Origin of the sequence: Amycolatopsis sp. NPDC047767, from assembly GCF_040704195.1 — a bacterium.
Lineage (GTDB): Bacteria > Actinomycetota > Actinomycetes > Mycobacteriales > Pseudonocardiaceae > Amycolatopsis.
Genome location: NZ_JBEYSJ010000001.1, coordinates 579,348 through 604,325 on the forward strand (window position 1 = coordinate 579,348; position 24,978 = coordinate 604,325).

Below are 24,978 nucleotides of genomic sequence, written 5' to 3' on the forward strand. Positions count from 1 at the left end.
GTCAGTCCAGCTTTCCGGGCACGATCTGCAGGTAGATCAGCGTGATCACGAAGTTCACGACGAAGAGCAGCAGGAACGTGATGACCACCGACTGGTTCACCGCGTCGCCCACGCCCTTCGGGCCACCGCTGGGGTGCAGGCCCCGGTAGGCCGCCACGACCGCGGCGATGAAGCCGAAGATCAGGGCCTTGAGCTCACCGACCCAGAGGTCGGATTCCTGGGCCAGCGCGGAGAAGCTCGCCAGGTAGGCGCCCGGCGTACCGCCCTGGAGCACGACGTTGAAGAAGTAGCCGCCGAGCACGCCGATGACGCTGACCATGCCGTTGAGCAAGAGGGCGACGAGCATCATCGCGAGCGTGCGCGGCACGATCAGGCGCTGGACCGCGGAGACGCCCAGCACCTCCATCGCGTCGATCTCCTCGCGGATGGTGCGGGCGCCGATGTCCGCGCAGACCGCGCTGCCGCCGGCGCCGGCCACCAGCAGCGCGGTGACGAGCGGGCTGGCCTGCTGCACCGTGGCGAGCACCGAACCGGCGCCGGTGTAGGACTGCGCGCCGAGCTGGCGGGCGAGCGCGCCGAACTGCAGCGAGATGACCGCGCCGAACGGGATCGCGACGAGCGCCGTCGGCAGGATCGTGACGCTGGCGACGAACCAGGCCTGCTGGATGAACTCCCGCAGCTGGAACGGGCGCTGGAAGATGCCGCGGATGATGTCGAGACCGAGGGCGAACAGGTTCCCGGTTTCGCGGAGCATGCCCGCTCCGGGGATCTTCTTCGCCGGCGCTGCGTTCGAGCTCACGCGCCACCCGGCCCGTTGCCGGTCCGGCCGAAGTAGCCGCCGCCCGGTCCTTGCGGGTTGGCGTCGCCCGGGATGCGGGCGACCTGGTCGGCGGGCAGCTGGCCCTGGTGCTGGTTCGGCACGGGGCCGCGGTCGGTGATCCGCGGGATCTGCTGCGTGTCCTCGGGCCCAGGGCGGCGGGCCGGCGCGTGGACGTTCGCTTGGACGTTCGCTTGGACGTTGTAGTGCCGCTGCTCCTCCGGCGTGAGGGACTCGATGATGCCCTCCTGCGCGTTGGCCGGGAGCGTGTGGAGGATCCGCATCACGCGGTCCATCCGGCGGCGGGCGCCCGCGCGCTCCGGCAGGCCGGGGCTGGGCTGCATCTGCGGGACGACCCCGCGGACGTCCTCGTCGGGCGAGCCGTCGGAGTGCCCCGCCGCGGCTTCGGCCTCCTCGCGCGCCATCGTGGCGGTGTCCTTCTCCTCGGACATGCCGATGGGGCCGCGCTTGCGGCCGTTGAGGAACTGCTCGACCACGGGCTCGTCGCTCGTGAGCAGCACCTCGCGGGGGCCGAACATCACGAGCTCCTTGCGGAACAGCATGCCGAGGTTGTCGGGCACGGTGCGCGCGAGGTTGATGTTGTGGGAGACGATGAGGATCGTCGCGTCGATCTGGGTGTTGAGGTCGATGAGCAGCTGCGAGATGTACGCGGTGCGCACGGGGTCCAGACCGGAGTCCGGCTCGTCGACCAGGATGATCTGCGGGTCGAGCACCAGAGCCCGCGCGAGGCCCGCGCGCTTGCGCATACCGCCGGAGATCTCGCCGGGCAGCTTCCGGTCGGCGCCGGCCAGGCCCGTCATCTCCAGCTTCTCCTGGACGATGCGGCGGATTTCGGACTCGGACTTCTTGGTGTGCTCGCGCAGCGGGAAGGCGACGTTGTCGTACAGGTTCATCGACCCGAACAGCGCGCCGTCCTGGAAGAGGACGCCGAAGAGCTTGCGGATCTCGTAGAGCTTGTGCTCGGAACACGTGACGATGTCCACGCCGTTGATCACGCAGCGGCCCTTGTCGGGCTTCAGCAGGCCGATCATGGACTTGAGGAACACCGACTTGCCGGTTCCCGACGGGCCGAGCATCGCGGACACCTCACCCGGGGGCAGCGTCAGCGTCACGTCCCGCCAGATGGTCTGCCTGCCGAAGGACTTCGTCAGACCTTCGATGACCACCTCGGCGCCCATCACACCTCCAGGAGCTGTTCCGCGTCGTCGCGCACCGCCGCCCCGCGGCAACTGGCAGCGGAGCCCGCGCCGATGCGCGCCGCGATCTCCGCGTCAACCAGGTGCAACGAGCTGAGTGCGAACAGGTTACTCACCAGTTTTCCGCCCTGGCGAGGCCGGTGAGCACCTCACCCGTTCGTGGCCTTGTCCGGTGACTGCTGGCAGCACGGTAGTGCACGTCACTCAGTGACGCAGATCCAGATGGCCCAAACGGCCTCACTCCGTCGGGCTAACAGGAGCAAACGGAACAGATCGACGACGAACTCGACGTGATCGAGTGCTGGGCCTTGGTCACCCGGCGGCGATGGCGATCCCGCAGATCACGGACGCGACGAGGCCGAGCACGGCGATCGTGGTGAGCACGAGGAGGTAGCGGCGGATGGCGACCTGCTGGGCCACCAGCTCGACGAGCAGGCGCTGCACGTGGGCCTGGTTGTGGCCGGCTTCGGCAGATTCCTTGAGCCTCTTCTGCACTTCGTCGGGATGGAGGTCGCTGGTCGAGTAATAGCGCGGCAAGGCGGCGGTGCCGTCGGTCATGGGCAGCCCTTCTGATCACGGTGGGTGGTGTTCGGGAAACCGCTGCGCCGGCCTTGGTTGTTACGCGTCTTGATCAAAAGGAAAGGGGCGGGCATCCGAAGTGGATGCCCGCCCCTTCAACGAGGTGGTGCGGTAGGCGCTTGCGCGCCCGGGATCACTTGATGGTGATCTTGGCGCCGGCGGCCTCGAGCTTCTCCTTGGCGGCCTCGGCGGCCTCCTTGTCGACCTTCTCCAGGAGGGCCTTGGGAGCGGCCTCGACCAGCTCCTTGGCCTCCTTCAGGCCCAGGCCCGAGACGACCTCGCGGACGACCTTGATGACCTGGATCTTCTTGTCACCGGCGGACTCGAGGACGACGTCGAACTCGTCCTGCTCCTCGGCGGCGGCCGGGGCGGCACCCACGGGGCCGGCGGCGACGACGGCGGCCGGGGCGGCGGCGGTGACGTCGAAGGTGGTCTCGAACTCCTTCACGAAGTCCGACAGCTCAAGAAGGGTGAGCTCCTTGAAGGCGTCGATCAGCTCGGCGGTGCTCAGCTTCGCCATGATGGCTTCCTCTCAGAAAAACGAACTCGACGTTCGGGGTGGGGGTGATCAGCTCTCGGCGGGTGCTTCGGCTGCTTCGGTACCGGCGGCGCCGCCCTGCTTCTCCTGCAGCGCGGCAGCCAGGCGGGCGACCTGGGACGCCGGCGCCTGGAACAGCGCGGCGGCCTGGGACAGCTTCGCCTTGAACGCGCCCGCTGCCTTGGAGAGCAGGACCTCACGGCTGTCGAGATCGGCGATCTTGGTGATCTCGTCCACGGACAGCGCTTTGCCGTCCATGTAGCCGCCCTTGATGACAAGCGCGTTGTTGTCCTTCGCGAAGTCGCGAAGCGCCTTCGCGGCGTCGACCGGCTCACCTTCGACGAAGGCGATCGCGGTGGCACCGACGAACAGGTCGTCCAGACCCTGCACACCGGCGTCCTCGGCGGCACGCTTCACGAGGGTGTTCTTCGCGACCCGGTACTTGGCACTGGTGCCGAGAGCGCGGCGCAGCTGGGACAGCTGGGACACGGAGAGGCCGGTGTACTGGGTAACGACGGTGGCCGAGCTGCTGCGGAAGCTCTCCGCGATCTCGGCGACGGCCGCCACCTTGTCGGGCTTCGCCATGGTCGCCTCCTCTCTTGGCTAGTGGATTCCACTGGTCCTTCGAGAGCCCTCTGAGACGAAAAAACGCCCACGCGCAGTCAGCACGGGGCGTCACACGGCGTTTCCCTGAGGGGAAGCCGAACCTCGTTCCTCCTGCGCGGGCCGCCCGCTCATCTCGCGGGACCTTCGTTCCGAGCGCCGTGGAGCACCCGGAAAACCAGCGGTCTTCGGTAGAACCGTCGTCAACTATACGTGAGGGCTTTCCCGCCTTTCGCCCACCCCCTGCCTGACCAGCGACAAGCCGCCCGGACTCGGGGATTCACCGCCGAGCGGGCATCATTGGTGACGTGGCGGAGCAGCGTGATCACGGACAGCCGGACAACCCCACCGGCCCCGGCCCCCAACCTGCCGACGGCACGCAACCGGTTCCGGGCGGGTTGCCGCAGCCTTCGGGGCAGTCTGGCTCGGGGCAGTGGCCAGGTTCGCAGCAGCCTTCAGCGCCGGGGGTTCCGCAGAACGGCCTGCCGTCGGGCTCGCCGCCCCCCGCCGCGGAGCCGTCGCACCTGCCCGCGCTGCCGCAGCCGTCCCAGCCCGCCCAGGGCGAGCCGCAGCTGGACGCCGCGCAACTGGAGCAGTTCCGCCAGTTCCAGCAGTTCCAGGACTACCTCCGCTTCACCCAAGCCCAGCAAGGCAACCAACCCGCCCCCACGCCCGCCGCCGGCCTCGTCCCCGCGGGCTCCCACCAGCCGCAGACCCAGCCGGGCTGGCAGCCGCCCGTCCCCCCGGGGCCGCCCGGCGCGTTGGCGCCCTACGAGGAACCCCGCCGTCGCCGCCCGGTGCCCCGCTGGCTCAAGCGCCTCGGCGGCAAGATCCTGGGCTGGGTGATCGTGCTGGTGATCCTCGGCATCGCCGCCACATGGGCCTACCGCCACTACTTCCCCAGCGACGAAGGCAAGTCCTCGGCCCAGATCGCGGCCGAAGGCGGCGGGACCTACCACACGAACCACATCTTCTCGACGAATCCGTACGAGGCCGTCCGCTTCGTCTACCACAACATCGCGCAGGGCCTGGTCCAAGACGCGTGCGGCCGGTTCGACGAGCCGATCCAGACCAAGTTCGCCCAGGACGTCGGCCAGCCCGACTGCAAGGTGGCCGTCGAGAAGCTGCACGCGCAGGTCACCAACGAGAACGACTACGCCGAATCACTGCCCTCGTACGTCTCCGGCCCCCCGCCGGCGGGCGTGGTGACCATCGACTCGTGCGACTTCACCATCTCCGGCGGCCCGGCACTGGGCGTCTTCACCGTGTCCCAAGTGGACAAAGGTCAGTGGCTGATCACGGGCCACTCGCCGGGTCCGGAGAAGTGCGGCCCCGCGTCGAGTTCCACTCCCCCAACGTCCTGACCAGATCCGGCAGCCGCGCCTCGACCACTTCGGACGGTGCCGCCAGCGCCACAGCCGCCACGACGCGCCCCGACTCAGTGACCGGCACAGCCACGGCGGCCATCGTCTCCATGGCGTGCCCGGAGTCGACCACGGCGTAACCCTGCTCGCGGATCTCCGCCGCCTCCGCGAGCAGATCGACGCCCGTGCGGGTGTCGGGCTCCTGCGCCACCACCGCACGGCGGTCGGCTTCGGGCAGCGAAGCGAGCAGCACGCGCCCCGCCGCCGTACGCGGGAGCGCGGAGCGAAGGGACCGGGAGAGCGCGTAGTCGAATGGCTCGTCCGTGCCCGCCCAGTCGACGTACACCGCGCTGTCACCCACCTGCACCGCGAGCAGCGCCGCGCACCCGGCCGCAGAGCTCAACGAAACCAGCGCGGAATGCGACACCGACCGCACCGGCACGCGGCCGGAGCGCACCGTGAGCACGTGCGGCGCGGGGCCGAGCACGAAGTGCCGCTCCTGCTCGTCGAGGTATCCGACAGCGGCGAGGCCGTTCACCAGCTTCTGCACCGACGACACGGGCGCGTCGAGCCGGGCCGCGAGCTGCGTGAGCGTCAGCCCCGGCGCGCTGTTCGCGACCGCCTCCAGGATCGCGGCGACGCGATCGACCGTGCGGTGGTGCTGACGATTACCCATATAGGTAACATGGTATCACATTGCGTAAATTACTTAGCCTACCTAACTTAAAGGGAGAGGTTATCGATCAAGGAGGCACGAAGTGACCGAAGGCGCCCTGCACGGCATTCGCGTGATCGACCTGTCGTCCGTGGTCATGGGCCCCTACGCGACCCAGATCATGGGCGACCTCGGGGCCGACGTGGTCAAGGTCGAGTCCCCCGCGGGCGACAGCACCCGCCGCACCCACCCCCAGCGCCACGACGGCATGGGTGCGCTCGCGCTCAACGTCAACCGCAACAAACGCAGCGTCGAGCTCGACCTGAAGTCGGCCGCGGGCCACGAGGCCTTCCTGCGCCTGGTGAAGACAGCCGACGTGCTGGTCACCAACATGCGCCCCGGCGCGCTGCAGCGCCTGGGCCTCGGCTACGAGCAGCTCGCGGAGCTCAACCCACGGCTCGTCTACTGCAACGCCCAGGGCTTCCGCACCGACTCCGACCGCGCCGGCCTCGCCGCCTACGACGAGATCGTGCAGGCGTCCTCCGGCATGGCCGACCTGATGCGCCGCGCGACCGGCACGCCCACGTACGCGCCGACGATCCTCGCCGACAAGCTGTGCGCGCTCACCATCGTCTACTCCGTGCTCGCCGCCGTGGTGCACCAGCGCACGACCGGCCGCGGCCAGCGCGTGGAGGTGCCGATGGCCGACACGATGCTGGCGTTCAACCTCGTCGAGCACCTCGCGGGCCACACGTTCGAGCCCGCGATCGGGCCGATGGGCTTCAACCGGTCGATGACCGAGGGCCATCAGGCCGTGCGGACGGCCGACGGCTGGGCCTGCGTCCTGCCCTACACCGAGAAGAACACCGCCGACTTCTTCCGCGCTGCCGGACGCGAAGACCTCGCCACCGACCCGCGGTTCGGCGACCCCGCCAGCCGCGCGAAGCACTACGGCGAGCTGTACGACGAGATCGGCAAGCTGGCGCTCGAGAAGACCACGGCGCAGTGGCAGGAGATCTGCGCCGAGCTGTCCATCCCGTTCGCGCCGGTGCTGGAGCTGGAAGACGTGGAGACCGACCCGTACTACACGGGCAGCGGCCTCGTCTCCCTCGCCGAGCACCCGACGGAAGGCACGTACCGCCAGGTCGGGCCACCGATGATCCTGTCCGACACGCCGGCGTCGGTCCGCCGCCACACGCCCGCGCGCGGTGAGCACACGAGCGAGCTGCTCGCCGAGCTCGGCTACGCCGGCGAGGAGATCGCGAACCTCGTCTCGCCCGTGTCCGAGTAGGCGAAGAAGTCGGCCAGCGCCAGGGCGAACGCGGGGTCCGCGACGGCCGTCATGTGGTCGCCCGGGACGCGGACGAGGCGGGCGCCCGCGATGCCGATGGCGAGGCGCTCGGGCTGGGCCGCGAGCTGGTCGCGTTCGCCGGCGAGGATCAGGGTGGGGACGGTGATCTCGGTCAGGGGGATGGACGTGCGGCGGGAGGCGCGCAGGACGGCGGCCAGGGCGTCGACGTCGCCGCCGGTGCGGCGGGCGAGGCGGCGGAAGGGGCGGACCTGGGCGGGCACGTTGGCGTGGTCGTCGGCGAGGAGGCCGTCGGCGAGCTGCTCGGGCTCGACCACGCGCGTGTCGACGCCGCCGAAGTCGATGATGCCCGCGCCGATCCCGCCGGTGGCCAGGCAGCGCACGCGCTTGTCCGTGGTGGCCACGATGAGGGCGACGATCGCGCCCATGGAGTAGCCGGCGAGGGAGACCTCTTCGAGGCCCAGCTCGTCGAGCAGGGCGGACACGTCGCGGGCCATCACGTCCTGGCCGTAGCAGGCCGGGTCGTGGGGCTTGTCCGACGCGCCGTGGCCGCGGGCGTCGAGGCCGATCACGGTGAACCCGGCGTCGACCAGGGTGCGGACGACGCCGGTGCCGACCCAGTTCACGTGGGCGTCCGCCGCGAAGCCGTGTTGCAGCACGACGGGGCGACGGTGCCGCCCGTCGCCCTCCCACACCGTGTAGCTCAGGCGGAGCCCGTCGGGAGCGGTGAATGTCGTCGTCGGCATAGTGTCCATGAGACACGAAAAAAGGGCGGCCACGCACATTGCGTGACCGCCCTTTCGCGTGATGTGCGACTCAGACGGCCGCGTCCTCGCTGAGGAGGTTGCGCGTCCGCAGCGGGTCGACCGGGATGCCCGGGCCCATCGTGGTGGTGAAGGTGATCTTCTTGACGTAGCGGCCCTTGGCCGACGACGGCTTGGCGCGCAGGATCTCGTCCAGCGCGGCCGCGTAGTTCTCCACCAGCTTCTCGGTGTCGAACGACGCCTTGCCGATCACCAGGTGCAGGTTGGCCTGCTTGTCGACGCGGAAGTTGATCTTGCCGCCCTTGATGTCCTGCACGGCCTTCGTGACCGCGGGGGTCACCGTGCCGGTCTTCGGGTTCGGCATCAGACCACGCGGGCCGAGGATGCGGGCGATGCGGCCCACCTTGGCCATCTGGTCCGGCGTCGCGATGGCGGCGTCGAAGTCGAGCCAGCCACCCTGGATGCGCTCGATCAGCTCGTCCGTGCCGACCGCGTCCGCGCCGGCGGCCTCGGCCTCGGCGGCCTTGTCGCCGACGGCGAACACGATGACGCGAGCGGTCTTACCGGTACCGTGCGGCAGGTTCACGGTGCCGCGGACCATCTGGTCGGCCTTGCGCGGGTCGACACCCAGACGCATCGCGACCTCGACGGTCGCGTCCATCTTGGTCTTGGAGGTCTCCTTCGCCAGCTTCGCGGCCTCGAGCGGGGCGTAGAGACGCTCCTTGTCGATGAGCTCCGCAGCCTGGCGGTAAGCCTTGCTGTGCTTGGTCATGCTTCTGTCCTTAACTTCGAAAACGGATCAGTGTGGTGTCAGAGCCAGCACTGGCTCTCCCACGGTGTCGATTGCCTCGACTCCGTCGAGGCGGCGAGATCGCCCTGAGCCGATTTCTTCCCTCCCGATTTCGCTCGGCCCTTGGGGCCGATCGAAATCGCTCAGTCCAGAAACCGGCGCGATCTCGCGGTGGTGCTCAGGAGAAAATCAGCCCTCGACCGTGATGCCCATGGAGCGGGCGGTGCCGGCGATGATCTTCGCCGCCTGGTCGATGTCGTGGGCGTTGAGGTCGGTCTCCTTGGTCTTGGCGATCTCGCGGACCTGGTCCCAGGTGACCTTGGCGACCTTGGTCTTGTGCGGCTCGCCGGAGCCCTTCTCCACGCCCGCGGCCTTGAGCAGCAGCTTGGCGGCCGGCGGCGTCTTCAGCTTGAAGTCGAACGACCGGTCTTCGTACACGGAGATCTCGACCGGGACGACGTCCCCGCGCTGCGACTCGGTCGCGGCGTTGTAGGCCTTGCAGAACTCCATGATGTTGACGCCGTGCTGGCCCAGCGCCGGGCCGACCGGCGGGGCCGGGTTGGCCTGGCCCGCCTTGATCTGCAGCTTGATGATCGCCGCAAGCTTCTTCTTCTTGGGTGGCATTACCTTGTGTCCTTCTTACTGACGTGAGTCCCCCGCACACCTGCCAGTACGCGGGGACTGCCGGTCGGTATTCCCGACCGTCAGATCTTGGAGACCTGGGTGAACGACAGTTCGACCGGGGTCTCCCGGCCGAAGATCGACACCAGGACCTTCAGCTTCTGTCCGTCGACGTTGACCTCGGAGATCGTCGCGGGCAGCGTGGCGAACGGGCCGTCCATGACGGTGACCGACTCGCCGACCTCGAAGTCGACCTCGACGGCGCCGCCACCGGACGGCGTGGACGCCGCGGCGGCCTCGCCCTTGCCGGCCTTCGCCGGGGCTTCCTTCTCGACCTGCGGCGCGAGGAACTTCAGCACCTCGTCCACGGTGAGCGGCGACGGGCGCGAGGTCGCGCCGACGAACCCGGTGACGCCCGGCGTGTTGCGCACCGCGCTCCACGAGGCGTCGTTCAGGTCCATCCGGACCAGGATGTAGCCGGGCAGCACCTTGCGCTGCACCTGCTTGCGCTGGCCGTTCTTGATCTCGGTGACCTCTTCGGTCGGAACCTCGATCTGGAAGATGTAGTCCTCGACGTCCAGCGTCGTGGTCCGGGTCTCGAGGTTGGTCTTCACCTTGTTCTCGTACCCGGCGTAGCTGTGCACGACGTACCACTCGCCCGGCGCGGCCATCAGCTCGGCGCGCAGCGCGGCGACGGGGTCGTCGGACTCGGCGGCCAGCTCGGACTCGACGGCTTCGACGGCCACGGCGTCGGCTTCGCTGTCGTCAGCCGCGTCGGCGTCGTCGACCTCGGTGTCCGAGGCCTCGGCGTCGTCAGCGCTGTCTTCGACGGCTGCGTCGACCTCTTCGCCGGCGTCGGGCACCTCGACGGGCTCGAGGTGAGCGGACTCCTCGTCGCCGAGTGCCGCGTGCACCTGCTCGTCGGAAAGCTCGGTCAGGTCGCGACCGGCTCCTGTGCCGTTGTCGGAGGTCACGTTCCGTCCTCTCAGTTGATCACTTGCCGGGCTCGGGCAGGCCGGCCCGCGCGGCGCACGGTGGCGCGCCCCTTCGGCGTCAGCCGAAGACCAGCCCGATGACCTGCTTGAAGGCCAGGTCGAGGCCGCTCACGAGGGCCACCATGAACACCACGAACACCAGCACGACTGCGGTGTAGGTGACCATCTGCTTGCGGTTGGGCCAGATGACCTTGCGCAGCTCCGCCCAGACCTCGCGGACGAACCGCATGATCCGCGCGAAGACCGACGCCTTCTTCGGCTTCTGGTCCCGCTTCGGGGTCGGCGCGCCCTTGGCGTCAGCGGGCTTCGCGACCTTGTCGCCCGCCTTGCCGGACGGCCTGGTGCCGCCCGAACGCGCCTCGGACTTGCCGGACGGGCGGGCGGAAGCGCGGCGCTCACGCCGAGCCGCGGCGGTCGCCGGGCGGGACTCGACCCCGGGCTTCTCGCCCGACGCGTCCTGCTCGTGCTCGCCGCTGGCGTCGCTGTCGCTCACGACCACTCCTCCGCTCCACCAGTACCCGTACGCAGGGGTGACAGGACTTGAACCTGCAACCTGCGGTTTTGGAGACCGCTGCTCTGCCAATTGAGCTACACCCCTGTGGAACCTGGTCACCCAGGCTCCGGAGGACGCATTCCATCGTCCCCACCATCCGGCGGGGATGACCGTAGTGCGTTCCGAGTTCCGAAGTCTACGGCAAGCCGGATCGAGGCCCGCAACCGCGCCCCCCTCGTTAGTCGGGCGCCCTCGCACCGACCCCCCGATGCCCTGCTCCAGCGCGCCGGGAACGTGACCGGCGAGCGCCGCCGAGCCGTGCCAGGATGGCCGCATGCGCCCGTCCGCGATTAATCGGGAAACGACTCTCCGCACGGTGGTCAACGCGGATTCCGCGGTCGTTCATCCCGGACTCGCGAGGCACTTCGGAAGCCGCCGGAAAACCTTGCCGCACCGGGGAAATTCCGGCATCGCGGCCGAGAACCCGGTGATCCCCAGCGAGGTCCCCGGTGCGGCGCGTGATCTTCGTTGTCCCGCAAGGAAAGTCGTCCCCGAGGAGGCCCGGTGACCGCGTTGCGACTCGGACTCGCCCTGCCGCAGTACGGCAAGCTCGCCGACCCCACTGCCATCGCCGGATTCGCCGCCGCGGCCGAGGATCTCGGCTACGCTTCGCTGTGGGTCGGTGACCGCGTGCTCACCCCGCTCGAACCCTCGGACCTGTACCCGGGAGGCGGGACACCGGAGCGGCCGTACCCGCCGGAGTTCATCCACTTCGTCGACCCGTTCGTCGCGCTGACGGCCGCCGCCGGCGCCACGAAGACCGTGCGGCTGGGCATGAGCACGCTCTCGGCGCCCGTCTACACGCCGGTGCTGCTCGCTCGGACGCTCACGTCGCTCGACCTGCTCTCCGGCGGCCGCCTCGACGCCGGGTTCGGCCTCGGCTGGCTGCGCGACGAGTACACCGCCACCGGCGCGCCGTGGGCCGGGCGCGGCGGCCGCCTCGACGAGCTGATCCAGGTCCTGCGCACGCTCTGGACCGCCGACCCCGCGGGCCACGACGGCGCGCACTGGCAGATCCCCGATTCGCACGTCGGCCTGCGGCCCGTGCAGACCCCGCACCCGCCGATCCTGCTCGGCGGGATGTCCGAACGCGCCCTGCGCCGCGTCGGCACGAGCGCCGACGGCTGGCTCCCGACGCTGCTGCCCCCGCAGTACCTGCACCGGATGTGGGCGGTGATCGCCGACGCCGCCACCGAAGCCGGCCGCGACCCGGCGACGCTGCGGCGCCCGTTGCGCGTCAACCCGCGCGAGGGCACGCCCGTGGTGACCGTGGCCGACCTCGCGTCGGCGCTGAAGGGTGCCGCCGACGAGGGGTTCACCGAGGCGTTCGTGGACCTGCACTACATCGCCGACGGCGTCGAGCACGCGCTGGACCTGGCCGAACAGCTGCGCGCCGCCGTCGACCGGTAGGGGTCTCACCCGGATACCCGTCGTCACGCGGGGTCGCGGACCGGTAGAAACGATCAGGTGGCAGCGAAGAAGCGCGGCGGATGCGGGTTGCTGATCCTGGTGGTCGTGGTCGCGCTGCTCGGGGTGGGGTACTACAAGTCGAAGCACGGGTCGTCGACCGAGCCGCCGGCCGGCGCCGGTACGGGTGGTGGCTCGGGCCGCTACGTGGCGCTCGGCGACTCGTACACCTCCGCGCCGCGCACGGGGAAGGCGGCGGGCACGCCCGCGGGCTGCGACCGTTCGGACAACAACTACCCGCACCTGGTGGCCGCGAAGATCAAGCCCGCGCAGTTCGTGGACGTCAGCTGCAGCGGCGCCACCACGGCCGACCTCACGGGCTCCCAGTCGACCCACAACGGCACGAACCCGCCGCAGCTGGACTCCGTGACGTCGGCGACCACGCTCGTGACGCTGGGCATCGGCGGCAACGACGTCGGGTTCATCGCGCTCGCCCCCAGCTGCGCCACCTCGCACCGCGACGGCGCGCCCTGCCACGACCGGCTCACCGCGGGCGGGCACGACCAGCTCTCCGACCGCATCGACGCCGTCGCGGGCAAGCTCGGCGCGGTGCTCGACAAGATCCACGCCCAGGCCCCGAAGGCCCGGGTGGTCGTGGTTGGCTACCCCACCGTGCTGCCCGACGGCGACGGCTGCTGGCCCGCGATCCCCGTCGGGTCCGGCGATGTCGCGTACTTGCGCGACTCGCTGAAACACCTCGACGACGTGCTCGAAGAGCAGGCCAAGACCCACAACGCGGGCTACGCCGACACGGCCGGGCCGAGCAAGGGCCACGACGTGTGCACGGGCTCCGGCACGCGCTGGGTGGAGGGTCTGGTGCCGACGTCGGCCGCCGCCCCGCTGCACCCCAACGCGCGGGGTGAAGCGGGCATGGCGACGGCCGTCGAGTCGGTGGTGAGCTGAGCGCGTTACGCGCGGACGAGCGCCTGCGGCTTGCCGAGCACGGTCTTGCCGTCGAACTTCACGACCAGGTCCAGTCGGGCGACGCCGTCGTCGGAGATCGCGCCGACCTTGCCCGTCATCTCCACGAGGGCGCCCTCGGCGTCGTCGGGGACCGCGACGGGGCGCGTGAAGCGGGCGCTGAAGTCCAGCAGGCGCGAGGGGTCGCCGAGCCAGTCGGTGACGACACGGCCGGCCAGGGCCATGGTGAGCATGCCGTGGGCGATCACGTCGGGCAGGCCGACTTCCTTGGCGAAGCGCTCGTTCCAGTGGATCGGGTTGAAGTCCAGCGCGGCGCCCGCGTAGCGGACCAGCTGCTCGCGCGTGACGCGCACCTGCAGCGAGGGCAGTTCGTCGCCGACGTTCACGCGTCCTCCCCTCGCACCACGAGCTGCGCGCGGGTGGTGCAGACCAGCTTGCCGTCGGCGTCGGTGATGCGGGCGCTGACGTTGATGAAGTCGTTGCCGGCGCGGGCCATGATGTTCTCGATGGTCGCGCCGATCTCCAGCACGTCACCCGCGTGGACGGGGCGCTCGTAGGTGAAGCCCTGGTCGCCGTGGACCATGCGTGAATAGTCGAGGCCGAGCTCCGGGTCGGCCACGATCCCGTTGACCTTGGGCAGGTTCAGGAGCGTGAGGAACGTCGGCGGCGCGACCACGTCCGGGAACCCGGCCGCGCGGGCCGCCTCCGGGTCGCGGTAGATCGGGTTGGGGTCCCCGATCGCCTCGGCGAACTCGAGGATCTTCTCGCGGCTCACCGCGTACTTTCCGGCCGGCGGATAGCTCCGCCCGGCGAACGACTGGTCCAAAGGCACCCGCTGAGGCTAGCCGACCCGGGACCGTTGTCCGAGAGGTCCCCGGACGTGCCCTCGGCCGGCCCAAAACTGGCCCTGAACAGCGAAAAGCCGCCCCGGCGCTGGGCCGGGACGGCTGTTCGAAGCTGGACGAGAACCGCTAACGTCAGCGGGTCTCTTTGTGAGTCCGGTGCGTACCGCAGTTCGGGCAGAACTTCTTCATCTCCAAGCGGTCCGGGTCGTTGCGCCGGTTCTTCTTGGTGATGTAGTTGCGGTGCTTGCACTCCTCGCACGCCAGCGTGATCTTGGGTCGCACGTCGGTGGCAGCCACAGCGTTTCCTTCTCTCTCAGATCCGGGGGCCAGCCCCGTCGTTACCGCGTAGCGGTGGCCGGACTTGAACCGGCGACACAGCGATTATGAGCCGCTTGCTCTGCCAACTGAGCTACACCGCCCTAACCACGCCCAACCCCGGGGGGTCCAGGGGGCGAAGCCCTCTGGCGGGGGCCTGGGGGTTCGACCCCCAGATGGACGCCGCGAAGCGAGCTAGGCTTGCGTTTTCCGCAAGCATAGCTCGTTCACTCGCGAGCCCCTTTACGGAATCGAACCGTAGACCTTCTCCTTACCATGGAGACGCTCTGCCGACTGAGCTAAAGGGGCCTGCCTCTGTGAGGACTTGAAAAGACTAGCAAGGGCGTCACCCATGCGTGCACGGGGGTCCGCCTTGCCGCAAAACCTCAGGTCAGCAGGGTCAAGACCGTCTCCGAGTGCCGGCCCGGCGACCGCGCCGTACGGGCCTGCAGCCAGGCCTCCAGGCGGTCCTCGGGCAGCGGCCGCGAGATCAGGTAACCCTGGGCGACGTCACACCCCATCGCCTCCAGCTGGTCACGCGCGACGTCCTCTTCGACGCCCTCCGCGACCACCGTGAGGCCCAGCGAGTGGCCCAGCTCGACAATCGAGCGCACCACGGCGAGGTCACCGAGGTCGGTGCCCATGCCGAGCACGAAGCTCTTGTCGATCTTCACCTGGTCCACCGGCAGCTGCCTCAGGTACGCGAGTGACGAGTAGCCCGTGCCGAAGTCGTCCACGGCCAGCACGATGCCCAGCGAGTGCAGCTCCCGCAGGATCGGCAGGGCCTTCTGCGGGTCGGACATCACGCCGGACTCGGTGAGCTCGAACGTGAGCAGCTCGGGCGGCACGTCGTAGCGCTCCAGCTCGCGCTGGACCTTCGCCGGGAAGTCCTCGTCCGCCAGGTTGCGCACGGACAGGTTCACGGCCGCGGAGATGCGCAGGCCCTCGTCGAGCCACTTGCGCACGCGCTTGAGCGAGGCCTCCAGCACGAACGACGTCAGCACGCCGATGAGGCCGGCCGCTTCGATGGCGGGCACGAACTCGTCGGGGCCGAGCCGGCCGAACTCCGGGTGCACCCAGCGCACGAGCGCCTCGACGCCCTGCACCTGACGGTTCGGCAGCGTGATCTTCGGCTGGTAGTGCACGGACACGTGCCCGTCCTCCAGCGACTGCCGGAACTGCGTCACCATCTGGAAGCGGCGCAGGAAGATCTGGCCCATGCTCGGCACGTAGCCGCGCACCTCTTCGCCGCCGCGGGTGGCACGGACGGCGACGTCCGCGCGCTGCAGCAGACCGTCGACGTCCACCGGTTCGCCGCCGTCCTCGGTGGAGGTGGTGGCGTAGCCGATCATCGCGTTGGCTTCGACCGAAAGCCGGTCGACGGGGTAGGGCGCCGAGAGCTGCACGCGCAGGCGTTCGGCCGCGGCGTGCGCGTTCTCCGGCGTGCAGCCCACGAGCAGGGCGGCGAACGACGCGCCCTCCAGACGGGCGAGCGGCACGTCCGGGCCCAGCGCGTCGCGGATCCGGCGGCCGGCGGCGATCACCATGCGGTCGGCCCACGAGTAGCCCAGCGCGTCGCTGACGGTCGAGAAGACGTCGAGGTCGATGCGCAGCACCACGGCGTTGGCGAAGTCGCGCAGCGGCTCCTTGGCGACCTGCTGGAAGCCCGGCCGGTTGAGGTGGCCGGTGAGCGGGTCGTGGTAGGCGTCGTGGCGCAGGGTCGCGAGCAGGCGCCGGTTGTCGAGCGACGTCGCGAGGTGGCTGGCCATCGTGCCGAGCAGCTGCACGTCGTACTTGCCGAAGCCGCGCCAGCGCGACAGCCGGTCGTGGGCCTCGACGACGCCGAGCAGCTGGTTGGCGCTGCGCAGCGGCACCACGAGCGCCTCCTGTGCGCCGCGGTTGAGCAGCGCCGCGCGGACGTCGGGGTTGGCCTCGGTGATGCGGAAGTGGCGCACGTGGGCGCCGGGCAGGCGCTGCAGCGGGTCGTCGGCGTTCGGGTCGACGGGCGGCAGCTCGTCGCCGGCCACGACCACGCGCATGGTGTCTTTGGCTTCCAGGCGCAGCCGCAGCACGACGCGGCCGGCGGCCAGCTGGTCCTTGATCCGCTCGGCGATCGTGGCCCACTCGCGCACGTCGACGCCGCCCACGAGTTCGTCGGCCCGCCCGGCCGGACGCGCGGCGGCCTGCTGGCCCGAGCGCGCGACCATGAGGCTCACGTCGGACAGCGCCTCCATGTCCCGCTGCTCGCGCAGCAGGTCGGAGTAGGCCCAGTACAGCGCGGTGAGCCCGAGGAACACGGCCAGCACCAACGGCCATGCCTGCGGCGTGTTCGCGATCACGAGGTAGCCGGACAGGCCCACCGACGCGTTCACGAAGCCCACCACGAGGATGCGGCCGGTGAGGCGGATCGCGGTGCTCACGCGCATGCGGCGGCGCAGCACGCGCACGGCGGCCAGCGCCAGCAGCGTGCTGACCAGCGGCGCGGTGAGCGTGCCCGCCAGCGCGGCGACCCACGGCATGGCCTCGCCGCCGCCCACGGCCTGCTTCACGAGCCCCGCGACGGCGAACGCGCCGGTGATCTCGAGCAGGAACGCGCCCGCGTTGTAGAGGACGCGTCCGGCGACCTTGCGGGCCAGCAGCGTGCCGATGCCCGCGACCAGGTGCGCGGCCAGCACGACCTCGAACGGAGCAACGAAGAAACCGATTACCAGCGGAATTTCTGTGAACGAGATCGTCCACGAAATGCCGCTTCGGACGTCGACGTTGATGCCCAGCTGTTCGGCGAGGAGGAACGCCAGCGCCAGCACTGGTCCGATCCACCAGAGTTTGGCCGAGCCGTGAAAGGGCAACCAGGAACCGACCGCGAAGGCGGTGATCAGACCCAGGCCGAGAACGGCGAAGGTGTATATGCGGAACCGGCGTTCGTCCGTGCGGGCCTCGGTGAAGGTCCCGGAAACGGCGCCCCCCTTGGCCTGTTTCGCCGCTGGGGCGGCATCAGGCCTGCCGTTGCTGTCCGGCATCCGACCTTCCTTCCCGGCTGCCCACCGGTCGCGCTCGTCAGTGACGTCAGGTGTGGACAAGGGCCATACCGTACCCCGGAGGGCGTACCCGTGTCCCTTTCGAGACAGTAGGAGATCACCCCAGGGTTAACAATGGGCTTGTGGCGCTGACCTGCGTGGACCAAGGAGTGAAACTCCCCGTTCGTGCCTGATTCGGCGGCCCGGGGTGTGTTCAGGGGTTCTGCCGAGTCCAGCGGGGCGACAATGAAGTACATGCACAACGACGTGACAGCCACCGGGCACGCGGCGCGGATCGCCACGGTGGACGCCCTGCTCCCCGCACCCCTCCCCTTCGAAGTCCACGACGACGCCACCATCCTGTCGGCGCAGGTCGGAGACACGACGGCCGCCGGTCTGGCCACCAGCACCGAGCTCGGCCCCGACAGCTCCCAGTCCATCTGGCGGGCCCTGACCGAGCACCGGCTCGAGGTCCAGCTCGCCGGCCCCGACCCCGCCGCCGGCCTCGACGCGTTGCTCACTCGATGGGATGAACACCTGTCGACCATCGCCCGCCCGGGGGATCCCGAGTGCTCGGCCGTGGTCTCCCGGCCCAGCCGCGACACCGCCGGTGTGACCGAAATGCTGCGCCACGGCTTCGCTCCGGTGGGCGTGATCGCCGTCCGCCCGGCCCAGCGCATGGCCGCCGCGGGCCCGGCGACGACCCCCGGCGTCTGCATCCGCCACGCCACTCCGGACGACCTCGACACCGCCGTGCACCTCATGCTCGAACTCCAGCGCTACGACGCGCAGTTCGGCCGCGTGACCGTGCGGCCGGGCATCGACGAGCTCGTGGGCAAGGAGCTCCTGCGGCTGCTGGAGCGGCCGGAGCCGCAGGTGTGGATCGCCGAGCTGTACGGGCAGGCGCTCGGCCTGGCCGTGCTGCAGATGCCCGACGAGACGGCCTGGATCCAGCACCGGGTGGCCGCTTCGCGGATCGGCTACCTGTCTTCGCTCGCAGTCTCGGAGGCCGCGCGGTCGGCCGGTGTGGGTACGGCGCTGGCGGCCCACGCGCACCAGGTGTTCGACGAGGCCGGTGCGGATGTCGTGCTGCTGCACACGGCAGTGCTGAACCCGCGGTCGACGCCGTTCTGGTACGCGCAGGGGTACCGGCCGTTGTGGACGGGGTGGCAGCGCAGGCCCGCGGTCCGCTGATCCGTGGCGTGCGCGAGCTCGTCCAGCGGGTCGTCGGCGCCGGGGTGGTGATGCGGCTCGGTCGGCGGGAGATCATCACCGTTGCTCGCTAGGCTTGGCCTTCGGCGACGAGGGGAGATCCGACGTGAGCGAGCAGCCGGCGGCCGCGCCGAAGGCGCCCGAGGGCGTGGACACCGAGAAGCCCTCGGCGGCGCGGATCTACGACTGGTACCTCGGCGGCACGCAGAACTGGGCCGTCGACCGCGAGTTCGGCCGGCGCGTGGAGCAGCAGTGGCCGCTGGTGCGGCCGGGCGCGAAGCAGAACCGCGAGTTCATGAACCGCGCGGTGCGCGCCGCGCTCAAGGCCGGGATCCGGCAGTTCATCGACCTCGGCTCCGGGGTGCCGACGGCCGGCAACGTCCACGAGGTCATCGAGGCCGAGCTGGACGACGACGACCGCGCGACCGTGTTGTACGTGGACTACGAGCCCGTGGCCGTGGCCCACGCGACGTTGATCCTCGAGGAAGAGGCCGCCACCGACTGGGCGGGCATCCTGCAGGCCGACATGCGCGACCCGAACGCCGTGCTGCGCTCGCCGATCACGCGGGAGTTCATCGACTTCTCCCGGCCGGTGTGCCTGCTGATGATGGCGGTGCTGCACTTCGTCGGCCCGGACGACGACCCCGAGGGCCTCGTCAAGGCCTACCGCGACGCGCTCGCGCCGGGCAGCTGGCTGTCGATCTCGCAGATGAGCGAGGGCGACGGCGACGGGCCGGCGCTCGAAGGCCTGCGCTGGTTCGTGGAGCAGTACCGCAAGACCAGCAACCCCGTCTGGATGCGCGACCGCGACGACATCGTGCCGTTCTTCGGCGGGTGGCCGTTGCTGGAGCCGGGCATCGTGCACCTGCCGGACTGGCGGCCGGAGCGTGAGCTGAACGCGGTGGAGGCCGGAGCCAGACCGTTCGCGTGGTGCGGGGTCGCGGAGAAGCCGTGACCGCGCCGGACGCGCCGGCCGGGGTGGACATCGAGAAGCCGTCGGCCGCGCGCGTCTACGACTGGTACCTCGGTGGTTCGCAGAACTGGGCCGTCGACCGCGAGTTCGGCCGGCGCGTGGAGAAGGTGTGGCCGCTGATCCGGCCCATCTCGCGGCAGAACCGGGCGTTCATGAACCGCGTGGTGCGCGCCGCGCTCGACGCCGGGATCCGGCAGTTCGTGGATCTCGGCTCGGGGGTGCCGACGGCGGGGAACGTCCACGAGATCGTGCGCGAGCGGCTGCCTGAGAACGAGCGCGCGTCCGTGGTGTACGTGGACTACGAGCCGGTGGCCGCCGCGCACTCACGCGTGATCCTCGAACGCGAGCACGCGGGCGACTGGGCGGGCCTCGTGCAGCGCGACATCCGCGACCCCGTGGCGCTGTTCGCCGACGAGACCACGCGGCGGCTCGTGGACTGGTCCGAGCCCGTGTGCCTGCTGATGATCACCGTGCTGCACTTCATCGGCCCCGACGACGACCCCGACGGGCTCATGGCGACCTACCGCGCGAAGCTCGCCCCCGGCTCCTGGCTGGCCGTGACCCACGGCACCTGCCGCGACGACGCGCCACCCGAGCGCGCGGCCGAGGTGAAGGCCTTCATCGACGCCTACCGCGACACCTCCAACCCCGCCTACCTGCGCTCGGATGCCGAGATCCTGCCGTGGTTCGGCGGCTGGCCCCTGCTGGAGCCGGGCCTGTCCGCGCTGCCGGACTGGCGCCCCGACCAGCCGGTGTCAGCGCTGGAGGCGGAGACCCGGCCGTTCGCCTGGTGCGGGGTCGCGGAGAAGCCGTGACGGGGCCCACGTGCCTCTGACCTGCGAAAACAGCTGATCGCTGCCAGCGAACACTCTCCGGGAAACAAACCTGCCCCACGGATAGTTGAGCAAGGCAGACTCAACTAATCGAGGAGTGCACATGTCAGATCCCCGCCTCCTGCCCGTTCTCCCGCTCGATGACGACGTCGTGCTGCCGGGCATGGTGGTCCCGCTCGACCTCACCGACGCCGAGACCCGGGGCGCAGTGGAGTCCGCTCAGGCCAAGACGCCCGCGACGGCGTCGTTCCCCGGCATCCGCTCCGGCGCGGCCACCAAGGCCGAAGTGCTGATCGTCCCCCGCATCCACGGCGAGTACGCCGAGATCGGCACGGTCGCCACCGTCGAGCGCATCGGCCGGGTTCCCGGCGGCAAGGCCGCCGTTCTGCTGCGCGGCACCGGCCGCGCCGTGGTGGGCCGCATCGCGGACGGTCCCGGCGCCGCGCGCTGGGTCCACGCCGACGAGGCCACCGAGTTCACCGACGACCGTTCGGCGCAGCTCGCGTCCGAGTACAAGGCCGTGGTCATCTCGCTGCTCCAGCAGCGCGGTGGTTGGCAGATGATCGACGCCGTCCAGCAGGTCGAGGAACCGTCCGCGGTGGCCGACCTGTCGGGCAACGCGCCGTACCTGGCCACGGAACAGAAGATCGAGCTGCTCACCACGCTCGACGTGAGCAAGCGGCTCGAGAAGGCCATGGAGTGGAGCAAGGAGTACCTCGCCGAGCTCGAGGTGACCGACACCATCCGCAAGGACGTCCAGGAGGGCATGGACAAGCAGCAGAAGGAATTCCTGCTGCGCCGCCAGCTCGAGGCGATCCGCAAGGAGCTCGGTGAGCTCGACGGCAGTGACAAGGACGACGACTACCGCGCCCGCGTCGAGGCCGCCGACCTGCCCGACAACGTGAAGAAGGCCGCGCTGGCCGAGGTCGACAAGCTGGAGCGCACCTCCGAGCAGTCGCCCGAGGGCGGCTGGATCCGCACCTGGCTCGACACCGTCCTCGAGCTGCCGTGGAACGAGCGCACCGAGGACGTCTACGACATCGCCGCCGCGCGCGCCGTGCTCGACGCGGACCACGCGGGCCTCGACGACGTCAAGGAACGCATCATCGAGTACTTGGCCGTGCGCAAGCGTCGCGCGGAGTCGGGCCTCGGCCCGGTCGGCGGACGCCGTTCGGGTGCCGTGCTCGCCCTCGCGGGCCCTCCCGGTGTCGGCAAGACGTCGCTGGGTGAGTCCGTGGCGAAGGCCATGGGACGCAAGTTCGTGCGCGTCGCCCTCGGTGGCATCCGGGACGAGGCGGAGATCCGCGGGCACCGTCGTACGTACGTCGGCGCGCTGCCGGGCCGCATCGTGCGGGCCATCAAGGAGGCCGGCTCGATGAACCCGGTCGTGCTGCTCGACGAGATCGACAAGGTCGGCGCCGACTACCGCGGCGACCCGACGGCCGCCCTGCTTGAGGTGCTGGACCCGGAGCAGAACCACACGTTCCGCGACCACTACCTCGAGGTGGAGCTCGACCTGTCCGACGTCGTGTTCCTCGCGACCGCCAACGCGCTGGAGACCATCCCCGGCCCGCTGCTCGACCGCATGGAGCTCGTCACCCTCGACGGCTACACCGAGCACGAGAAGGTGACGATCGCCCGTGACCACCTGCTCCCGCGCGAGCTGGAGCGCGCCGGCCTCGCGACCGGCGACGTGGTGATCACCGACGCGGCGTTCAGCCGGATCGCCGCCGAGTACACCCGCGAGGCGGGCGTGCGCGACGCGAACCGGACGATCGCCAAGCTGCTGCGCAAGATCGCGACGAAGGTGGCTCTCGACGAGACCGCGCTGCCGGTGTCGCTGGACGCCGCGGACTTGGAGACCTACCTGGGCCGCCCGCGTCACGTGCCGGAGTCCTCGCTGCCGACCTCGACCCAGCGCACGTCCATCCCGGGCGTCGCGACGGGCCTGGCCGTGACCGGCGCCGGTGGTGACGTCCTCTACATCGAGGCGTCGCTGGCCGACCCGGAAAGCGGCTCGACGGGCCTTCAGCTCACCGGTCAGCTCGGTGACGTGATGAAGGAGTCGGTGCAGATCGCGCTCTCGTACCTGCGCTCGCACGGCGCGGAGCTCGAACTGCCCGTCAGCGACCTGAAGGACCGCGGCATCCACGTCCACGTCCCCGCGGGCGCGGTGCCGAAGGACGGCCCCTCGGCCGGCGTCACCATGACGACGGCTCTGGCGTCGCTGCTGTCCGGCCGGGTCGTGCGCGCCGACGTGGCAATGACCGGCGAGGTCTCGCTGACCGGCCGCGTGCTGCCGATCGGCGGGGTGAAGCAGAAGCTGCTCGCCGCGCACCGCGCGGGGATGAAGACGGTGATCATCCCGCAGCGCAACGAGCCGGACCTGGACGATGTGCCCGCCGAGGTGCTGTCGCAGCTCGACGTGCACGCTGTGGCGAACGTCCGTGAGGTGCTGGAGCTGGCGTTGACGCCTGCTTCTTCGGAGGTTCCGCAGGCTGCGTGAGGCTTGCCGTGAACGGCCCCCGTTTCCCTTGGGAACGGGGGCTTTTCACTGTTCGAAGCCCTCCACGACGACCTTTTCCTGGTCGTCTCGGAAGTTTTCCGCGCGCCGCTCGATGTCGGCCAGCTGCGCGGCCGCCCGCGAACACGGAAACCCGAACCGCGCGAGCACCCGCTCCGACGCGAGCGTCAACGCCGCCCGCGACCGCTCGACGAACTCCGCGACCGGGTACGCCTCCCCCGCGGTGAAGTGCTCTTCGACCACAGTGGACGGTGAATAACACCGCTGCACCGAGGAATCCGGCCAGCGCACTCGGAACACGACCTCGGGCATGGTTCCTCCTCGTTGTCGCGTCGAGTGGACACCACGCACGTTTCACCGGTGTTGCACGAAGGCGGGTGTGTGATCAGGGCAACAACCATCGGGGAAGCCACTGCTCAGTGAACCGATGCCGACGGCCTCGAGGACGTAGGCCATCAGAAGTCGAGCTTGCGCCAGTCGAAGCGGGTGCGCCAGGTGTCGTCGTGGGTGGCGAAGGCGAGGAAGGCCGTGGTGACGTCGTCGAGTGACGGGACGTCGGTGCGGTAGTGGCGGTCCGGGGAGCCGTCGCGGTGTTCGAGGGCGTAGTGGCCTTCGGGGGCGCCCGCGTTTCGGCCTTGGCCGACCTGGACGTAGGCGTCGCCGCGTTCGAGGACGGCGTGCCAGTTGGTGCGGGACAGGCGGTGCAGGGCGGTGCGGATGGTGGTTTCGTCGGGGTTTTCGGCGCGGAAACCGTTGGCCGACGTGAAGGTGAGCACGCCCGGGTTGTGCACTTCGCCGCTCTGCGGGTCGTACGCGACGAGGCCGTGGCGTTGCGCCAGGGCGAGGACGAAGCGGGCGACCTCGGCGTGCGGCGACGTGATCGGCATGACGACGGCGTCTTCGGTCACGTCCAAGCCGGCGGCCCACGGTGAGTTCTCGAAGTCGTCGACCAGCTCCGGGTAGCGCGCCGTGAGCTCACGGTAGAACGCGGCGACCTGCGGGTGCTTCACGTCGCCGGGTTCGGCGTCGGCGAGTTGGTGGTAACGCGCCTTCACCTCGGCGGCGGTGACCTCCGCGGGCGCGAACCAGACGGCAAGGTCGAAACTCATCGGCAATCCTTCCCCAGTTTTTGTCGAGACTACGTCGCCTCGACGCGGCCGAGCATGGAGCCGAGTTTGGTGAGGGCGTAGTAGATGTCGATGTCGATCACGACCTGGCGGTGGCGCTCCAGGGTTTCCGGCAGGCGGGCGAGCAGGGTGGGCGCGGTGGCGGGGTCGAGGAGGAGCTCGTCGAGCCGCGCCTGGCCGCCGAGGGCGTCGATGAGGGCTTGGACGTCCCAGTCGTCCCAGGCCTCGTAGGTGGGGTCCTCGACGTCCACGTCGGACGGCACCGCCGCGCGGCACACGTAGATCATGAGGTGGTCGAACTCGTCGAGCGCGCCGGCGTGGGCGTCGTGCCAGCCCGGCGGCGGCGCGGGGAAGCTGCTGCGGAACGGGTGGAACCCGATGACCTCGCCCATGTCGGGAAGTCTGCCATCCCACCCGGGTGTGAATCCCCTGGTCGGGCCTTTGATCACCCGAAATTGTCGGACCTCGCCGTTAGCGTTGCGGAACACCGCTGGGGAGAGGACCACTGTGGAACTGACAACGCACCTGCCGCCTGCCGACCGCGAACGGGTCGAGGCGCGGCTGGCACACAACCTGATGGCGTGGCTCACCACCGTGCGGCCGGACGGGCAGCCGGTCACCGTGCCCGTGTGGTTCCTCGCGCGCGACGACGGGACCTTCCTGCTCTACAGCCGCCCCGGCGTGGGGAAGCTGCGCAACATCGCCGCCAACCCGAAGGTCAGCCTGGTGCTGGACGTCACCGACATCGGCCGCAACGTCGTGCGGATCGAAGGCGCGGCCGCCGCCGCGGAGGCACCGCCGGCCGACCGGAACCCCGCGTACCTGGCCAAGTACACCGAACGCATCGCGGCACTGTTCGACACGCCTGAGCGGTTCGCCGAGCTGTTCTCCGTCGCGGTGGTGGTGACGCCGACGAAGCTGAGTACCTCGTGAAACAAC

At 70.1% G+C, this 24,978-nt stretch carries 28 protein-coding genes and 3 tRNA genes; 9 read left to right on the forward strand and 22 right to left on the reverse strand.

Translation table 11 applies throughout. The features are described 5' to 3' along the window. Position 1 precedes the first annotated feature (1 nt). The 6 genes from AB0878_RS02870 to rplJ form a co-directional block, all read right to left on the reverse strand. The gene (locus tag AB0878_RS02870; protein WP_366575975.1) at positions 2-754 is read right to left on the reverse strand and encodes an ABC transporter permease; all 753 of its coding nucleotides are present in this window, start codon (positions 752-754) and stop codon (positions 2-4) included. A 41-nt stretch (positions 755-795) separates the two neighbouring features. Next, entirely contained in the window at positions 796-2,016 is a 1,221-nt protein-coding gene (locus tag AB0878_RS02875) for an ATP-binding cassette domain-containing protein (RefSeq protein ID WP_366575835.1), read from the reverse strand. Then, on the reverse strand, positions 2,016-2,150 hold the full coding sequence (locus AB0878_RS02880) for a hypothetical protein (RefSeq protein WP_366575837.1): 135 nt from the start codon (positions 2,148-2,150) through the stop codon (positions 2,016-2,018). The genes AB0878_RS02875 and AB0878_RS02880 overlap by 1 nt, the downstream gene beginning before the upstream one ends. A 196-nt stretch (positions 2,151-2,346) precedes the next feature. Continuing rightward, positions 2,347-2,592 carry a hypothetical protein gene (locus AB0878_RS02885; protein WP_366575839.1) on the reverse strand — a complete coding sequence of 82 codons (246 nt, stop codon included), beginning with the start codon at positions 2,590-2,592 and terminating at the stop codon, positions 2,347-2,349. 154 nt (positions 2,593-2,746) lie between these two features. After that, positions 2,747-3,133 carry a 50S ribosomal protein L7/L12 gene (rplL, locus tag AB0878_RS02890; protein ID WP_366575841.1) on the reverse strand — a complete coding sequence of 129 codons (387 nt, stop codon included), beginning with the start codon at positions 3,131-3,133 and terminating at the stop codon, positions 2,747-2,749. Positions 3,134-3,181: 48 nt separating this feature from the next. Beyond that, entirely contained in the window at positions 3,182-3,736 is a 555-nt protein-coding gene (gene rplJ, locus AB0878_RS02895; RefSeq protein WP_366575842.1) for a 50S ribosomal protein L10, read from the reverse strand. A 326-nt stretch (positions 3,737-4,062) separates the two neighbouring features. Here rplJ and AB0878_RS02900 point away from each other — a divergent pair, with 326 nt between their 5' ends. Beyond that, the gene (locus AB0878_RS02900) at positions 4,063-5,118 is read left to right on the forward strand and encodes a hypothetical protein (RefSeq protein WP_366575844.1); all 1,056 of its coding nucleotides are present in this window, start codon (positions 4,063-4,065) and stop codon (positions 5,116-5,118) included. On the opposite strand, the gene AB0878_RS02905 is transcribed toward AB0878_RS02900, so the two are convergent. Beyond that, positions 5,051-5,794 carry an IclR family transcriptional regulator C-terminal domain-containing protein gene (locus AB0878_RS02905; RefSeq protein WP_366575846.1) on the reverse strand — a complete coding sequence of 248 codons (744 nt, stop codon included), beginning with the start codon at positions 5,792-5,794 and terminating at the stop codon, positions 5,051-5,053. The two genes, AB0878_RS02900 and AB0878_RS02905, sit on opposite strands and share 68 nt — an antisense overlap. Positions 5,795-5,876: 82 nt before the next feature. Here AB0878_RS02905 and AB0878_RS02910 point away from each other — a divergent pair, with 82 nt between their 5' ends. Further along, complete coding sequence (locus AB0878_RS02910) at positions 5,877-7,064, forward strand: CoA transferase (protein ID WP_366575848.1); 1,188 nt, start codon at positions 5,877-5,879, stop codon at positions 7,062-7,064. Here AB0878_RS02910 and AB0878_RS02915 read toward each other — a convergent pair. The 6 genes from AB0878_RS02915 to AB0878_RS02940 all read right to left on the reverse strand — a co-directional run bounded on the left by AB0878_RS02915 (position 7,016) and on the right by AB0878_RS02940 (position 10,850). Then, on the reverse strand, positions 7,016-7,828 hold the full coding sequence (locus AB0878_RS02915) for an alpha/beta hydrolase (protein ID WP_366575850.1): 813 nt from the start codon (positions 7,826-7,828) through the stop codon (positions 7,016-7,018). The genes AB0878_RS02910 and AB0878_RS02915 overlap by 49 nt on opposite strands. 70 nt (positions 7,829-7,898) lie before the next feature. Then, positions 7,899-8,618 (reverse strand): 50S ribosomal protein L1, encoded by a 720-nt coding sequence (rplA, locus tag AB0878_RS02920; RefSeq protein WP_220246051.1) that lies wholly within the window; start codon positions 8,616-8,618, stop codon positions 7,899-7,901. A gap of 207 nt (positions 8,619-8,825) precedes the next feature. Next, a complete protein-coding gene (rplK, locus tag AB0878_RS02925) occupies positions 8,826-9,260 on the reverse strand; it encodes a 50S ribosomal protein L11 (RefSeq protein WP_204091731.1) in 435 nt (144 codons plus the stop codon). 80 nt (positions 9,261-9,340) lie between these two features. Further along, the gene (gene nusG, locus AB0878_RS02930) at positions 9,341-10,231 is read right to left on the reverse strand and encodes a transcription termination/antitermination protein NusG (protein WP_366575852.1); all 891 of its coding nucleotides are present in this window, start codon (positions 10,229-10,231) and stop codon (positions 9,341-9,343) included. A gap of 79 nt (positions 10,232-10,310) precedes the next feature. Next, entirely contained in the window at positions 10,311-10,745 is a 435-nt protein-coding gene (gene secE / locus AB0878_RS02935) for a preprotein translocase subunit SecE (protein WP_360597598.1), read from the reverse strand. A 32-nt stretch (positions 10,746-10,777) separates the two neighbouring features. Further along, positions 10,778-10,850, reverse strand: a tRNA-Trp gene (locus AB0878_RS02940). A 459-nt stretch (positions 10,851-11,309) separates the two neighbouring features. On the opposite strand from AB0878_RS02940, the gene AB0878_RS02945 reads away from it, so the two are divergent. Beyond that, positions 11,310-12,215: a TIGR03619 family F420-dependent LLM class oxidoreductase gene (locus AB0878_RS02945; RefSeq protein ID WP_366575854.1), complete on the forward strand. Its 906-nt coding sequence runs from the start codon at positions 11,310-11,312 to the stop codon at positions 12,213-12,215. A gap of 57 nt (positions 12,216-12,272) precedes the next feature. Further along, positions 12,273-13,175, forward strand: coding sequence for an SGNH/GDSL hydrolase family protein (locus tag AB0878_RS02950; protein WP_366575856.1), 903 nt, complete (start codon positions 12,273-12,275; stop codon positions 13,173-13,175). Between the two features lie 5 nt (positions 13,176-13,180). Here the strand turns inward: AB0878_RS02950 and AB0878_RS02955 are convergent, their stop codons facing one another. The 6 genes from AB0878_RS02955 to AB0878_RS02980 form a co-directional block, all read right to left on the reverse strand. Beyond that, positions 13,181-13,579, reverse strand: a complete 399-nt coding sequence (locus tag AB0878_RS02955; protein ID WP_366575858.1) for a MaoC family dehydratase — start codon at positions 13,577-13,579, stop codon at positions 13,181-13,183. Next, complete coding sequence (locus AB0878_RS02960) at positions 13,576-14,025, reverse strand: MaoC family dehydratase N-terminal domain-containing protein (RefSeq protein ID WP_285970696.1); 450 nt, start codon at positions 14,023-14,025, stop codon at positions 13,576-13,578. The genes AB0878_RS02955 and AB0878_RS02960 overlap by 4 nt, the downstream gene beginning before the upstream one ends. Positions 14,026-14,170: 145 nt before the next feature. Then, positions 14,171-14,335, reverse strand: a complete 165-nt coding sequence (rpmG, locus tag AB0878_RS02965; protein ID WP_020668467.1) for a 50S ribosomal protein L33 — start codon at positions 14,333-14,335, stop codon at positions 14,171-14,173. A gap of 49 nt (positions 14,336-14,384) precedes the next feature. Next, positions 14,385-14,457 (reverse strand) — tRNA-Met (locus AB0878_RS02970). 132 nt (positions 14,458-14,589) lie between these two features. Then, positions 14,590-14,662 (reverse strand) — tRNA-Thr (locus AB0878_RS02975). Between the two features lie 77 nt (positions 14,663-14,739). Further along, on the reverse strand, positions 14,740-17,373 hold the full coding sequence (locus AB0878_RS02980; RefSeq protein ID WP_285970697.1) for an EAL domain-containing protein: 2,634 nt from the start codon (positions 17,371-17,373) through the stop codon (positions 14,740-14,742). A 252-nt stretch (positions 17,374-17,625) separates the two neighbouring features. Here AB0878_RS02980 and AB0878_RS02985 point away from each other — a divergent pair, with 252 nt between their 5' ends. From AB0878_RS02985 to lon, 4 genes are all read left to right on the forward strand, one after another. Continuing rightward, complete coding sequence (locus AB0878_RS02985) at positions 17,626-18,564, forward strand: GNAT family N-acetyltransferase (protein WP_366575860.1); 939 nt, start codon at positions 17,626-17,628, stop codon at positions 18,562-18,564. Between the two features lie 124 nt (positions 18,565-18,688). Beyond that, positions 18,689-19,537 carry an SAM-dependent methyltransferase gene (locus AB0878_RS02990; RefSeq protein WP_366575862.1) on the forward strand — a complete coding sequence of 283 codons (849 nt, stop codon included), beginning with the start codon at positions 18,689-18,691 and terminating at the stop codon, positions 19,535-19,537. Beyond that, positions 19,534-20,370: an SAM-dependent methyltransferase gene (locus AB0878_RS02995; RefSeq protein ID WP_366575864.1), complete on the forward strand. Its 837-nt coding sequence runs from the start codon at positions 19,534-19,536 to the stop codon at positions 20,368-20,370. The genes AB0878_RS02990 and AB0878_RS02995 overlap by 4 nt, the downstream gene beginning before the upstream one ends. 121 nt (positions 20,371-20,491) lie before the next feature. Next, a complete protein-coding gene (gene lon, locus AB0878_RS03000; RefSeq protein ID WP_366575866.1) occupies positions 20,492-22,894 on the forward strand; it encodes an endopeptidase La in 2,403 nt (800 codons plus the stop codon). Positions 22,895-22,939: 45 nt separating this feature from the next. On the opposite strand, the gene AB0878_RS03005 is transcribed toward lon, so the two are convergent. The 3 genes from AB0878_RS03005 to AB0878_RS03015 all read right to left on the reverse strand — a co-directional run bounded on the left by AB0878_RS03005 (position 22,940) and on the right by AB0878_RS03015 (position 24,431). Next, complete coding sequence (locus tag AB0878_RS03005) at positions 22,940-23,224, reverse strand: MSMEG_0570 family nitrogen starvation response protein (RefSeq protein WP_366575868.1); 285 nt, start codon at positions 23,222-23,224, stop codon at positions 22,940-22,942. A gap of 143 nt (positions 23,225-23,367) precedes the next feature. Next, positions 23,368-24,021: a hypothetical protein gene (locus AB0878_RS03010; protein WP_366575870.1), complete on the reverse strand. Its 654-nt coding sequence runs from the start codon at positions 24,019-24,021 to the stop codon at positions 23,368-23,370. Between the two features lie 29 nt (positions 24,022-24,050). After that, entirely contained in the window at positions 24,051-24,431 is a 381-nt protein-coding gene (locus AB0878_RS03015) for a hypothetical protein (RefSeq protein ID WP_366575872.1), read from the reverse strand. A gap of 115 nt (positions 24,432-24,546) precedes the next feature. Between AB0878_RS03015 and AB0878_RS03020 the strand changes: the two genes are divergently transcribed. Further along, positions 24,547-24,972 carry a TIGR03667 family PPOX class F420-dependent oxidoreductase gene (locus AB0878_RS03020; RefSeq protein WP_366575873.1) on the forward strand — a complete coding sequence of 142 codons (426 nt, stop codon included), beginning with the start codon at positions 24,547-24,549 and terminating at the stop codon, positions 24,970-24,972. Positions 24,973-24,978: the final 6 nt, after the last annotated feature.